At 55.4% G+C, this 12,783-nt stretch carries 12 protein-coding genes and 1 pseudogene; 2 read left to right on the forward strand and 11 right to left on the reverse strand.

The genetic code is table 11. The features are described from left to right. Positions 1–523 precede the first annotated feature (523 nt). From ABJM11_RS10490 to ABJM11_RS10530, 9 genes are all read right to left on the reverse strand, one after another. Positions 524–1,657: a hypothetical protein gene (locus ABJM11_RS10490; RefSeq protein ID WP_348292706.1), complete on the reverse strand. Its 1,134-nt coding sequence runs from the start codon at positions 1,655–1,657 to the stop codon at positions 524–526. After that, positions 1,650–4,160 (reverse strand): FtsX-like permease family protein, encoded by a 2,511-nt coding sequence (locus tag ABJM11_RS10495; protein WP_348292707.1) that lies wholly within the window; start codon positions 4,158–4,160, stop codon positions 1,650–1,652. The genes ABJM11_RS10490 and ABJM11_RS10495 overlap by 8 nt, the downstream gene beginning before the upstream one ends. Then, positions 4,160–4,846, reverse strand: coding sequence for an ABC transporter ATP-binding protein (locus ABJM11_RS10500; protein ID WP_348292709.1), 687 nt, complete (start codon positions 4,844–4,846; stop codon positions 4,160–4,162). Before ABJM11_RS10500 ends, ABJM11_RS10495 begins: the two co-directional genes overlap by 1 nt. Before the next feature lie 133 nt (positions 4,847–4,979). Next, positions 4,980–5,399: a cytochrome c gene (locus ABJM11_RS10505; RefSeq protein ID WP_232902503.1), complete on the reverse strand. Its 420-nt coding sequence runs from the start codon at positions 5,397–5,399 to the stop codon at positions 4,980–4,982. A gap of 110 nt (positions 5,400–5,509) precedes the next feature. Further along, positions 5,510–5,887 (reverse strand): hypothetical protein, encoded by a 378-nt coding sequence (locus ABJM11_RS10510; protein WP_348292711.1) that lies wholly within the window; start codon positions 5,885–5,887, stop codon positions 5,510–5,512. A 373-nt stretch (positions 5,888–6,260) separates the two neighbouring features. Next, positions 6,261–7,007: an outer membrane lipoprotein-sorting protein gene (locus tag ABJM11_RS10515; protein WP_348292712.1), complete on the reverse strand. Its 747-nt coding sequence runs from the start codon at positions 7,005–7,007 to the stop codon at positions 6,261–6,263. A gap of 18 nt (positions 7,008–7,025) precedes the next feature. Continuing rightward, positions 7,026–7,958: a DMT family transporter gene (locus ABJM11_RS10520; RefSeq protein ID WP_092033484.1), complete on the reverse strand. Its 933-nt coding sequence runs from the start codon at positions 7,956–7,958 to the stop codon at positions 7,026–7,028. A 43-nt stretch (positions 7,959–8,001) separates the two neighbouring features. Further along, positions 8,002–8,652: an isoprenylcysteine carboxylmethyltransferase family protein gene (locus tag ABJM11_RS10525; RefSeq protein WP_338355741.1), complete on the reverse strand. Its 651-nt coding sequence runs from the start codon at positions 8,650–8,652 to the stop codon at positions 8,002–8,004. Continuing rightward, positions 8,645–8,866: a DUF2933 domain-containing protein gene (locus ABJM11_RS10530; protein WP_081467492.1), complete on the reverse strand. Its 222-nt coding sequence runs from the start codon at positions 8,864–8,866 to the stop codon at positions 8,645–8,647. Before ABJM11_RS10530 ends, ABJM11_RS10525 begins: the two co-directional genes overlap by 8 nt. Positions 8,867–9,259: 393 nt before the next feature. Here ABJM11_RS10530 and ABJM11_RS10535 point away from each other — a divergent pair, with 393 nt between their 5' ends. Beyond that, complete coding sequence (locus ABJM11_RS10535; RefSeq protein ID WP_199453472.1) at positions 9,260–10,552, forward strand: hypothetical protein; 1,293 nt, start codon at positions 9,260–9,262, stop codon at positions 10,550–10,552. A 156-nt stretch (positions 10,553–10,708) separates the two neighbouring features. Here ABJM11_RS10535 and ABJM11_RS10540 read toward each other — a convergent pair whose 3' ends face one another. After that, entirely contained in the window at positions 10,709–11,404 is a 696-nt protein-coding gene (locus ABJM11_RS10540) for a hypothetical protein (RefSeq protein WP_104272274.1), read from the reverse strand. A 15-nt stretch (positions 11,405–11,419) separates the two neighbouring features. Next, entirely contained in the window at positions 11,420–12,154 is a 735-nt protein-coding gene (locus tag ABJM11_RS10545; protein ID WP_175497415.1) for a HupE/UreJ family protein, read from the reverse strand. A gap of 512 nt (positions 12,155–12,666) precedes the next feature. Between ABJM11_RS10545 and ABJM11_RS10550 the strand changes: the two are divergent. Further along, positions 12,667–12,768: pseudogene (locus ABJM11_RS10550) on the forward strand (metal-sensing transcriptional repressor); the annotation flags it as partial. Positions 12,769–12,783: the final 15 nt, after the last annotated feature.

A 12,783-nucleotide genomic window follows, 5' to 3' on the forward strand; every position in this document is an offset into this window, starting at 1 on the left:
CAGCCAAATCCTGGTCTCTGGTCGACTTCAGGCTGCGCGTTTCAGGCACTCGCAACCTATTTTTCGACAATTGATGGCTCCCGTTAGCGCCGATGGCGATTTGCGGGGTATATTCGCCTGCAAAGTCACTGATTCAGGATATAGTCAATAGCTTGAAATAGTATATTAAGTGTGAGAGGTCTAGATTTTTGCAAACTAAGGAGCCACAAATTAGTGGCCTAATATGGGAAGCATAAAAAAGCCGCAGATATTTCTGCGGCGAGGAAACCTGAGATAACATAAAGGAAGCTAACGCAAATGCACGAAGCAGGCCTTAATGTGGTACCAATTAAATCACGTCTCCCTGAAATGAACCTGAATTTTCAGTTTTTCTTTTACAATATATATGAAAGATTTCAATTATCTGTTCGAAAAACGACTACTTAACTAATCAAAAACTCGCCCATCGAAGGAGCTTCTCCCTTCAGATTAAATGGACGCGAACGCGGTTATTCGTAAATCCATGGCAATTTCGACAAATTCTTTAGAAAAACCACTGAATCTCCATCAGCCCAAGCGGCTCCAGTCTCCCGTACTCGCTGTCGTCGTCACCTCCGAACCATTGGGCTCCGGCAGTGAAATAGATCTCCTGGCTCAGCGGCAGTATCCACGTGGATCTCGGGTAAAGCACCCAACTGGCATCATCGGCATTACGGACGGCGACCACCCGGTACATCCAGAACGGGTTGATATCCTGCCATACCAGTAGTCCGGCATAATGACGCCCGGCATAAAGGGGCTGCGCGGACACAAGATTGGCCAGACCTGTCGTCCCCGGCGATACCGGCTGACCGTTATGGAAATATTCAACGGCCAGATTGAGCCCGTTGCGAAACGCCCAGTTCAGATCCGCTACTCCCTGCCAGTAACTATCACCCGCATCTGGCTTGCTCCAGACGAGCTCAGTACGCCAACCGGTGCCGGCCACTGAGCCACTGCCGCTGATGCCCGCCCTGGTCGCACCGGCGAACTCGCCTACCATCACGCCTGCATCGACTCCGGCAACAAAACGCTTGGCCCTCGCCGCCGTGCTGGCGTCTGCGTCACTGTGTTGCGGTGCATGCACTGCGCTGATTCGGCCCGTTGCCCCCCAGGAGCTGTCCCATAACACTGCGTCCACGCCCATGCGTTCATCGGGCTCCAACTGGAGTGGGCTGACAGGATTGAGAATGTCCATGGGGTTCCAGATGAGCGCTGTGGACCAATTCACCTGTTGGCGGCCAAACCGGAAATCACCGACCGGCAGGCGCCACTGTATCGTGCCACGGTAAAGCTGATGGCGCGCCAGCACATCCCTTGATTCATGCACGTCCCCCTGGAGATCCCAGTAGCGTGGATCGGGAGAACCCTTGAGCAGGGCAAACTCCGGGCTGTCCAGGAAACTGCCTGTCACCATTTCCAGGTCGTAAGCCGCATCCAGAACCCAGTCTTCATATCGATAGTGGGGCTCGAGACGCAGGCGAGTCAGGTTGGAGAAGTAACTCTCGTCATCAACCAGCGAGCGCGACCCGGCACTTAGGTTCTTGAGCGACCCCGAATAGCTGAAGTCAGCCTCGGTGTTTGAAGCCAGCATCAGCCAGGCCATCGCGACCATCATCAGTTGAATGCGTTTAACCATGCCGGATCGCCTCCACCGGATCCAGCCGTGACGCCCGCCAGGCTGGATACAGCGCCACCAGCACCGAGCACAGGAACAACAGAAGGCTGGGCAGCCAGACGTGATCGAAAATCAGCACCGGATAGATACGATCGGTAAGGCCGGGGATGGCTTCCAGAGCGCCGCTGATCGAGGACAGATCAATGCCGGTAATGCCAAGCCAGACAACAAGCAGTCCGCCAACCGCCGTTCCTGCCACCATACCCAATACCGCAAGAAAGAATGCCTCAAACAGAATCGTCAGCTGCAATTGTCCCCCTCTCGTACCCAATGCCAGCATGACGCCCAGTTCCGGGGTTCGCTCCATCACCGACATCACCATGGTGTTCATGACGCCAATGGCGACGACCACAAAGACCACCGCCAGAATGAGATAGAAATCCACCTGGCTCATTTCCACCATCTGCACGACCACCGGAAGCAGGGTTTCCCAGCCCTGGGCCTCCAGTCCGCCGTTGATCAAAGGCAGCGACTGATTCAAGGTTCTCGCCAGAACCGCACTCTCCACTCGGTCTGACAGCCTCAACACAATCCGCGAGACTTCATCTTCCAGCAGGCCACCCAGGCGGCGGACTGTGTTGATATCGGCGAAGACATACTCTGTGTCAAACAGGTCACTGCCAGTGCGATAGATACCGCGAATCGCCTGGGCGCTGGAGGCCAGGTCGCCGCCCGTCTGCTGTACCGTGATAACCAGTTTGTCACCAAGACGAGCATCTAACTCCTCGGCCAGCTTTCGGCCAATCACGATCCCGTTGCCCCCTGGCCGAACGTAGGTGCCCTGCTCCATGTAGCCGGCAAGTTTGGTAACCGCCCGCTCCTGTTCAGGCGCAATACCCACCAGTTCCACCGGCAGACTCTTCCCGGGGTTTGCCACCATGGCACGCAGCAATACCCGGGGTGCGGCCGCCTCAACCTCAGGACGCTCCTGCAACTGCCGCTGAAGAGCCCGACTGTCGGCAATACGTAAATCTGGCGACAGATCCACGTCGTGACCCTTTGCCATCACCTGCACGTGCCCGCTGAGCTGCTGGGTCGAGTTCTGGATCATCTGCTCGAAGAAACCATCGGCGAAGGCGTACAGGAACAGATAGGCCGCCAGCCCGAACGCGGTGGCCGAGGCGGTAATCACTGACCGGCGCGGGTTGCGGAACACCGAACGGAGTGCCATTTGCGCGAAAATCAGCAGCCGGTGGTCGGACGTCACCTGCCAGTGAATGCGGCGGATGCGGTTGATCACCTGTCGCCGCGCCCCCATCGCCTCCAGCGGGCTGTTACGACTCGCCTTCCAGGCCGGGAGGGCGGCTGCCAGCAAGGCGACCGACACCACCACAACACCAATCACCACCAGACGCTGGGCTTCGATGGTGGGATAGACGATGCCACTAAGCCCCGGCATGGTATCCATGGCCTTGATATAGGCACTGAAGTCCAGCCCATGGCTACCGAAATAGAAGGTCACCGACAATCCAAGCACCAGCCCCAACAGATAGCCGAGGCCGGCCAGAATCGCGGTTTCCAGAAGCACCAGCCAGACGATGCGGCTGCTTGGCGTGCCCAGCGCCATCATCACCCCAAACTCCCGGCTGCGCTCCAGCACCGACATCAGGATGGTATTGACGATGCCGGCAGCCACCACCACGAACACCACGAAGATCACGATGTAGGCGACGGCGTCGTGAAAGGCGACCATCTGCACCAGCGATGGCATCAGCGCCGGCCAGCCCAGAACTTCCACATTTTGGTCGCGCAGCCGATCCCGCACGGTGCCGACCACCTCGTCGAGCCGGTCGGCATCCTGCACGCGGGCCGCGATCTCGGTAAACCGCCCCTGAAAGGCATACAGCGCCTGGGCCGAAGCCAGGGGCATCTGGGCCACGAAGCCATCGATACGCTTGATGCCAGTCTCGAACACGCCCACCAGCTCGAACCGGTCGGCGCCAATGGAGCCGTCCGCCGCCTGTACCACCAGTACCAGCTCGTCGCCCGGAGAGACATCCAGGGCACTGGCTGCGTCGACGCCCACAAGGATCTCATTGCCGCCGGTCAGATAGCGGCCGCGAACAATCGACCGGTCAAGCCGGGTTACATGGGGTTCCGTCGCGCTGTCGACGCCCATCACCTGCAATGCCCGCGACTGGTCCGCACGGCTGGCCAGGGCATGGCCCGTTACCCGGGGAGTGGTCGCCGCCACACCGGTTACGGCCGACACATCCTCTGCGAGATTCCAGCGCTCGGCCAGGGCAATGTTCATCTCCCGGTCGTCGTGAAAGCCGCGCTGATGTACCTTCAGGTCGCCGGTCACATAGCCAGTCATGTTGTTGATCATCTGGGCGTTGATGCCATCGATGAATGCCCAGAGAAACACCAGTCCGCCGACACCGACGGCCACCGACAACAGTGTGATGGCGGTGCGCCGGCGATTAACCCGGAGATTGCCAAAAGCCAGCCGTAGCCACGCCATCACGGCCGTATTTCCTCACGCTCGACGCGGCCATCCCGGAGATGGATTACCCGCCGCGCGCGTTCCATCACCATCGGATCGTGGGTGGAGAAGACAAAGGTAATGCCATGCTCGGCATTGAGCCCACGCATCAAGTCCAGCAGCGCCCCGCCGGTCTTGGAATCGAGATTGGCCGTGGGCTCGTCGGCCAGGACAATGGCGGGCTTGCTGACAATCGCCCGCGCCACCGCGACACGCTGTTGCTGGCCGCCAGACAGTTCATGGGGCAGCCGCCGCTCCAGCCCTTGCAGACCGACCTCCACCAAAATACGCTGGGCCTCGGCGCGGCGCTCCCGGAACGGCACTCCCCGTAGCATCAACACGTACTCGACATTCTCCTGCGCCGACAGCACACCGATCAGGTTGTATTCCTGAAAGACAAAGCCAATCTTCCACAACCGCAGAAGGGTCCGCTTCTTGCGGCTGAGCCCGGTGATTTCCTTGCCCGCCACCTGAATGCGCCCGCTATCCGGCTCATCCAGGACTCCAATCTGATTCAGCAGCGTGGTCTTGCCCGACCCGGATGGGCCCACCAGGGTTGTGAACTCCCCGGCATCGATGGTGACTGACACCTCATCGAGTGCCTTGACGGCTATGGAATCCTGACGGTAAACCCGCGACGCTTTTTCCACATTGACGATGCTCATACCAGGCCCTCACTGTGGGTTGCGCAGGAGGCGCAATGAAAAAATGCGCTCATCGGCGCATGAATTCTATAAGGATCTGGTCCGGGCGACCCGCACTGAGAGGTCGCGAGAGCCTTGACCAAAAACTAAGAGATTACAGCCCACTCCTTTCAAACCATGCATCATAGATCCGCTTATCCCATTTGCTCTGGAAGTAGCTGATAACGGCCTTCTGGTCGTCCTTGGAGAGTTTTCCTTCGAAGGCCGGCATTTGCCCACCTATGGGAGCACCACCTTGACTAATTGTACCCATCAGCATATCGAAAGGATGATGCCACGCATGCCCCGTTCCGTTGAGCGGTGGTGGCGGGTAGGAGCCATCCTTCAGGGGCGTTTTCCAATTGAAGGAGCCCTGAGCATTGCCACCATGACAACTTGCACAGTTGTCGTCGAATACAGTTGCACCGCGCTCGACCTGGGCTTGAGTGTACCAGCGCCCCTCCACGGCCCCGTCGCTGCAGCCGCTGAGCAATGCAACCAAAAGAACGGAGAATGAGACTTTTGCCCTGAGCATCGTATTTTTGTCCCTCAACTTCACGGAGCACCATGGGCCTGTGCCGATGAGGCCCTCAGACACCAGACCTGAGGAGCTCCCCATCGGTATGCCCAACAATGGTCAAAAAGTTACTTTTCGCGATCTTGAAGCTCCCGCTGATGTTCCAGCATTTGCTCCATCATCAGTTGCATCTGATCCATCCGCTTTTCCATAAACTGGATGCGGTTTTCTGATTTGATTACGGGATTTCCTTGGTTCGAACTTCCCTGCATCCCTTGACCGTTCATCATTCCTTGGCCATTCATCATCCCCTGACCATTCATCATTCCTTGATCGCCCATCATGCCGCCGCGCATCATTTGCATCTGCTCTTGCATGAGTTCCATATGCTCCTGCATGAACTTTTGCCGATTTTGTCCGGAGCTTCCGCGCATCTTGGGCGCTAAATCTTGCATGCGGGACATGTTCTGCTGCATTTCCTGCATCTGTTCAGTGGACATCATCATTCCACCAGCCCCCTGCTGGTTGTCTGAACCATGTGCCCAGACAGCCGGTGTGGCCATGATCAACGAGATTGCGACTACTTTGGTAAAACTCTTCGTAGCGAAGCTCCTTAACGAGGTCGATTTGCGACATACCCAGTAAACACCATTCACCTGAATCGAAACTGAATATATACTAAAACCAACATCTCGATTGCTGTATATCAAATTTTTTTGGCTATTCGATTCAGCAGCGTGGTCTTGCCCGCCCCACCATCGTTGCGAACTCACCGGCCTCAATGGCGACCTACACCTCTTCGAGCGCCTTGACGGACATTGAGTCCTGACGGTAGATCCGCGATTCGTTTAAGACATGGAAGATGCTCATGCCGGCCCCTCACTGTGGGTTGCGCAGCCGGCGCAATGAAAACACCTCTTCATCGATCGGCAGGTCGAATTCAATAGAGTCAATCGTGATCACCGTGCGGGACTCGGGGTTATCGGCGTCCACCATCGTCCAGCGGGTGGGTATCCGCCGCCCATCCATGGTTTCGATCTGCTCATAGGTCATGCGTTTGACGATCTGATCGCGCTCGTCGTAGTAGACAAGCGAAACCGGGATCGAGTCCTCCCGAACATTGAATTCAAGACGGCTCCACACTACCGGGGCATCAGGTCGGGGCGTCGAGACAACCCGATACACAGGCACCTCACCGGAATCGTCGGTTTCGACCAATTCGTGGGTGTAGTCCTCGACGAACGAGCTTTCCTTGACCAGGTCGTCGTTGCTGAAGTTGGAGCCCATCCATGGCTGGAGCATCATCGACGGTGGGATCTTGATGGTGCGATCAACTTGGGGCAAGTAATTCCACATGGCATCGCCGATGCGCAGCGAGCCGATGCCGGCCTCTTTTTTGGGCGCGTGAATGCGAATCAACGTATGCTCCGGACGATTCATCCAGGCTTCCAGTTCCAGTGTGCGAGTCCAGTACTCAGACTCGATCCGCATAGTGAAACGCCCGTGATTGCTGTCGGACCACAGAGTCTGTTCCATGCCTTCAATCAAGGAAACTGCCGAGGGAGGGCCCGCGACAAGACGGCCTGATGCGGCAAACAAAAGGATAACGCTGATCCAGACTCTCATTGACTACTCCCTTTTCTACTATGAGCTACGGATCACCTTTGCCTCTTCCCCGACAGCGGAACCGCCATCTGTTTTCCCAGGCGCTTTAACAACGATCACCAAGCCAACAATTGTGATTCCTATCCCGGTCATCTCCAGTGATGTGAAAGTTTCGCCGAACAAAAGCATTCCGATAGCGAGACCGAAAACAGGCGTTAAAAAGGTAAACGAATTGAGGCTGTTCAAGGGCGCGCTGGCGAGCAAGGCATACCAAAGCACAACCATCATTGCCGTTGCCGGAATGGCCAGAACGAACATGGCCGTCGTAAATGACCAGGTCCAATCAATCTCGAAGCCCTCGCCCAGGCTCACGGATGCTATTCCCAGAAACACTGAGCCTATGACAAGCTGGATGCCCATTGACCAATAGATATCATCGCTGCCGGCCTGGTATTTAAGCAGCACATTTCCAATGGCGGTTCCGATGGCTCCACCAAGAACATAGACGGCCCCTGAAAATCTGGCGTTACCAAACTCCATCTCTGGCATCGCTAGCACCACAACACCAATAAAACCAATCAAAAGGCCCACAAACACACGCCCGGTCACCACCTCTCGAACGATAAAAAACGAAAGAACCGCCGCAAACAGTGGTTGCGCATTGGCCAGAACCGTTGCAAGCCCCGGTCCCAGCTTGCCAGCACCGAGAAACATCCCTCCAAGCCCCATACCCGTGTAACTGAGGCCAATTACGGCCAGCATTAGAAGCTGGCGAAGCGAATAACTGGGCCGACCATCTTTTGTAAAAGCGATCAGAATCAGACACAACCCTGCCAACAATGCGCGTAAAGCGGCAAAAAGCAAGGGTGGCGCGTCCGGCAATCCCACCACAATAAAAGGAAAGCAGATCGCCCAAAGAAAGGCAACAAGAACCATTCCGGCGACTGAACGTATCGAAAGTGACAGGCTCACCAACAGCTCCTTTGTCTACCCGGCAGATGAGTAGAGCTTTTGTTCAAGCTTGCCGCCCCAATCCGCGCAACCGCGGCAAAAACCTGGGAGTTTTGTTGGCATAGTGCCGCCAGGCTTCCCCGAACGTTTTCTCTGCCTCCCGCTCCTCACTGATCGATAAGCGGGCATACATCCAGAGCAAAACCGGAAACATCGCCAGAGTTATAAGTGTTGGCCACTGCAGAAGGAAGCCAAACATAATCAAGACAAAGCCGACATACTGAGGATGCCGAACATACGAATAGAGCCCACTCGTAGCCAGCTTTCGCTCTTTTTGCGCCGCGTACAGGGTTCGCCACCCGGCGGCAATCAAGTAAAAACCTCCACCAATAAACACCGTACTCAACAAGTGGAAGGGGCCGAAATGGGGAGAACCCTGCCAACCAAAGAGCATTTCAAGCAAGTGCCCGCTATCGTGGGCAAGCCAATTCACATCCGGGTATTGGGTCTGAAGCCAACCGGACAGGAAATAGAGTGTCAGCGGGAACCCATACATCTCTGTGAATAATGCCACGAGAAACGCGCTGAACGCACCGAAGGATCGCCAGTCTCGTTGGGTCTGTGGCTTAAAAAAACTGAAAGCGAAGAAAATAAAGATCACCGAGTTTAGAACCACCAGTCCCCAAAGACCGTAATCGGACGAAGCATCAGTCATCGCGTTGGCCTCCACTCTTGCCTTCCGGTTGATCGTGGTGATTATGGCCACCGTGATTCCCATGCCCTCCATGCATAAACATATGAATAAACGGGCATGCCAGAAGGATTAACCACGGCAAAGCACCCAGAAGGTGAACCTTATGTTCGCCCCAGAGCAAAACCAAAGCGATGACCGCAAAAATTGCCAACGTAATCTTGAAACGCTTATCCATATAGATTCCCTTTGGGAAAAGCTTGTCAGTGGGGCTTACTGGCTAGTATGCCTCTAGCGATATTTGGTGACCTATCCCGTCCAAAGAAACGTCATCGATAATCTCCAGAGAGCCCGGATCAAGCACCCAGAGCTTGGCTTCGGCCCGACTGGTGATCAAAAGGCTGCCATCGACGGGAGAGATCGCCGCCCATTGTGAGAGTCGAAGATAGATGGCAAGCACCAATTTACCTAGCAGTAGTTCAACACGCGGAACTGAAACAGACCTGAAAACAGACCTGAAAACAGACACAAGATGTGGATCTATTTGACGCAAATCACAAATGCAAGATAGATTCTTCGAGCATTAAGTAAGCCGTTTCAACCATTGCAAACCTCGAATGACGGACTCCAGATGCCGGAACCTATTTATGAGAACAGACGAATAGCAAACAGCCGGGCCAACGAACTCAACCGCCAATGCTACTGCATCACTCTTGACCGAATAGCCCTCAACAAGAGCCTCCACAACCAGCTTTCAGATGCTGGAAGCGAACTGTCAACGCTCCCGGAGTTCGATCACCTTTTTTCAAACACACCGGTTTTCGTACCCCGAGCCGACATAGCGGAGATGGAGAGGATCGTTCAGTCGATTGAAGCGGCCTCAGAGCTTCCCTCGTACCGAGAACGAGTACTTTCCTGGGCACCGGAAATCGCACAGTTCAATCCAGGGCCCATCGGGGCGTTCATGGGCTATGATTTTCACATGGGTCCCGACGGCCCCCGGCTGATCGAAATCAACACCAACGCCGGTGGCGCCTTCCTGAACCTTGTCTTGTCGAGAGCCCAGCGCAATTGCTGCGACCCATCTCAACAACCCACAACACCCCAGCAGCCGCTCGACGGATTCGAGGACGCGGTGTTCTCAATGTTCAAACAGGAGTGGCAAAGCCAGCACGACAATTTCGGGCCCAGTTGCCTGGCCATAGTAGACGATGCCCCAAAGACACAATTTATGTTCCCCGAATTCCAGTTGGCCCAACAGATTCTCCGAGCCAAAGGAATTGATACATTGATACTCGATCCACAGGAGCTTCAGTATGCCGGCGGTACGCTGACAGCCCGCGGTAAGCCCATTGATATGGTCTACAACCGTCTGGTGGACTTCGCATTGGACGCCGCGCCCCATGCGGCATTAAGGCATGCCTATCTGGATGGCGCCGTGGTGGTAACGCCTAATCCCCATGTGCACGCTGTGCTGGCTGACAAGCGAAACCTGGCCCTGCTATCCGCACCCCACTCCCTTCGAGACTGGGGGCTCAATGAGGCCGATGCAGGCTACCTGGAGAGAGCCGTGCCGAAAACCAGGCAGGTTTCGAGGAACGACGCGGCTGAGTTGTGGAGTGCGCGACGTCATCTGTTCTTCAAGCCGGTTGCCGGCCATGGCAGCAAAGGCGTCTACCGGGGCGACAAACTAACCCGGCGCGTTTTCGAGAACATCCTGAATGGTGGCTACATCGCCCAGGACCTTGTCCCCGCTGGAGAACGAACCCTGAGAATTGACGATGCAGTAGTCACCCGAAAAGTCGACATTCGGCTGTATACCTACGCCGGCAAAAGTATGCTGGTTGCGGCGAGGATATACCAAGGCCAGACAACCAATTTTCGTACCCCCGGAGGTGGATTCGCTCCGGTTTTTCAGGTGTGATTATTACCTTTTCAATGAGCCAATATTTGATCGCATTAATGAAGAATTCCAGATTTTTGGTTTAGCGAACTGTAGAACATTAAGTTACTTAAGCACGGTCCGGACCTATGAAAACATAGGCCCGGAGACCCCTCGGCGCTTATTCGTTGGTGAACGTCACAACATCTTTTTAAACTGCCCGTAGTCTCCTCCGGTACGCAGTACCAGAGTGATGTCGTTGTCGTTCCGGTTTCTGAAAAACCAGCCATGATTGCCGGTAAAGGCTGCCTCCAGCTCGCCCTCGTCTTCAGGCACGCCCCGGCCTTTCTCGTAGGAAATTGACTGACCACCTCCATCGCCATGAGTATCGAAGTTGATCGGGCCACCTTCTGACACCCAGGAGAACCGGGCTGTAGCACCTTCCTCCATAGTAAGTTTGAATTCGGTGCCTTCTCCCGGTGTGAGAATCACGCGCACTTCATCCTGCCACTGCGGTTCCGCAATTTCTGGTGCAGGCGCAGATTCTGGCTCAGAAGACGCAACCTCTGCTTCCGGTGAGGGGGCTGGCTTCTCAACGGCTTCATCCACGACAGGTGCATTGACTTCCGGCGCCTGTCGCTCAGTTGAGGATTGAACAGCAACCATCTGAACAGCCTCGTCAGCAGCAGCCTCTTCGGCGAGCTGCTCTTTGATCTCGCCCATTTCAGTCAGGCCCAAAAGGCGACCTGCGCCGGTTGGGTCCAGGGCGTACTCGGCGGGCATGACCACGGTAGCCAGCAGAACCAGCGCCACAAAAGCGGCAATGATGGTGGATCGAACCAGTTTGGCAGTGCTGGGCAGTTCTTCACGGTTGGGTATATCGGTGTTGTACATAAAAAATCTCCAGAATCAGGCGACAAAGTAACCGGTAAGCTGATAGCCAAAGAGCAGAAAACCTGCACTCATCATGGCCACGTTGGCGGTGTAGGCATGGCGGAAAAAGCCGTCGGTTTTTCGCCAGAAGCTGATAGCAATGAGGATCATGGCCAGGGCGATGAGCTGTCCGATTTCCACACCCACGTTGAAGGCGAGGAGGTTCGGAATCAGGCCGTCCGGCGAGATGTCGTATTCGATGATCTTGGTAGACAGGCCGAAACCATGGAAGAACCCGAAAATCAACGTGGCGGCCTTGGTGTTGGGCTGGAAGCCAAACCACCGCTGATAGGCACCGATGTTGTCCAGCGCCTTGTAGACGATGGACAGACCGATAATCGCATCAATGAGGTAGCTGTTGATGCCCACGTTGAAGTACACCCCCAGCAACATTGTGGTGGAATGCCCGAGGGCAAACAGGCTCACGTAGATCGCGATGTGCTTCATCTGGTAGAGGAAGAAGATGACACCCAGCAGGAACAGCAGGTGGTCATAGCCGGTGACCATGTGTTTGGCCCCCAGGTAGATGAACGAAATAAGGTTTATCCCGGTAATTTCCTGGATGTACCCCTTGTCGCCCTGAGCCACGGCATGGGCGAGTACGTCGGTACTCAGCCCCAGCAAGCCCAAAGTCAGAAATATCCAGAGTAGGCGATTGCCTGTGCCCGTTGAGGACACACCACGGCATCGGCCTGTCAAGTTTGACAACATAAAGACTCCAATCGAATGTGTTTTCTCGGGCCGCCTAAGCGGCAAGAATCAAGCGGAAAGGAGAGCTTTTGGAGGACGTTCAAGCCGATAGCGCAAACTGCGGGGAGAACCTCCGACAAAGGGCACGGGCTGCCGGAGAACGGTCAGGCTTTGGGAAACAAACGGAACCCTTAGCTGGTCCACGGTCTCGTGGGTATGATTGCCAGCATCATGATGCACTGATGATGTCTCTGGCTCTTCGTCAAAATCATGGGTGTGTCCATGCGCACCATGACTGCTCGCTTGGCCGTCAAACTGCGATTCCCAGTCGCCTGCCAAGTTGGCCACACCATGAGAGAATGACTCGCCAATCACCGATAGTGACAGGCCCGCCAATGCAAGGAGTATGACGAGCGTTGGAAGCAGTTTTCTCGGGTGAATGGCCGAAATCATCAATCTGCTGCGTCGAGTCTGTGGTTGGATTTCAACGAGAACGGAGGATACCATCCCCCCGTGGGGGATAGGAATTAAAAATGGTAAATGATCACACGCATCAATCTCACCCGAACATTATCAAACGTCTGAAGCGGGCAAACGGCCATCTTGAAAGCGTGATTGGCATGATTGACCAGGGACTGGCAGTGTGCCTG

Source organism: Marinobacter sp., assembly GCF_039977835.1.
Lineage (GTDB): Bacteria > Pseudomonadota > Gammaproteobacteria > Pseudomonadales > Oleiphilaceae > Marinobacter.

Bases quoted from the DNA above. Each gene is read 5' to 3' on its own strand.
- ABJM11_RS10490 (WP_348292706.1), bottom strand. From the start codon at position 1,657: ATGGTTAAACGCATTCAACTGATGATGGTCGCGATGGCCTGGCTGATG.
- ABJM11_RS10495 (WP_348292707.1), bottom strand. From the start codon at position 4,160: ATGGCGTGGCTACGGCTGGCTTTTGGCAATCTCCGGGTTAATCGCCGG.
- ABJM11_RS10500 (WP_348292709.1), bottom strand. From the start codon at position 4,846: ATGAGCATCGTCAATGTGGAAAAAGCGTCGCGGGTTTACCGTCAGGAT.
- ABJM11_RS10505 (WP_232902503.1), bottom strand. From the start codon at position 5,399: ATGCTCAGGGCAAAAGTCTCATTCTCCGTTCTTTTGGTTGCATTGCTC.
- ABJM11_RS10510 (WP_348292711.1), bottom strand. From the start codon at position 5,887: ATGATGATGTCCACTGAACAGATGCAGGAAATGCAGCAGAACATGTCC.
- ABJM11_RS10515 (WP_348292712.1), bottom strand. From the start codon at position 7,007: ATGAGAGTCTGGATCAGCGTTATCCTTTTGTTTGCCGCATCAGGCCGT.
- ABJM11_RS10525 (WP_338355741.1), bottom strand. From the start codon at position 8,652: ATGACTGATGCTTCGTCCGATTACGGTCTTTGGGGACTGGTGGTTCTA.
- ABJM11_RS10530 (WP_081467492.1), bottom strand. From the start codon at position 8,866: ATGGATAAGCGTTTCAAGATTACGTTGGCAATTTTTGCGGTCATCGCT.
- ABJM11_RS10535 (WP_199453472.1), top strand. From the start codon at position 9,260: ATGCCGGAACCTATTTATGAGAACAGACGAATAGCAAACAGCCGGGCC.
- ABJM11_RS10540 (WP_104272274.1), bottom strand. From the start codon at position 11,404: ATGTACAACACCGATATACCCAACCGTGAAGAACTGCCCAGCACTGCC.
- ABJM11_RS10545 (WP_175497415.1), bottom strand. From the start codon at position 12,154: ATGTTGTCAAACTTGACAGGCCGATGCCGTGGTGTGTCCTCAACGGGC.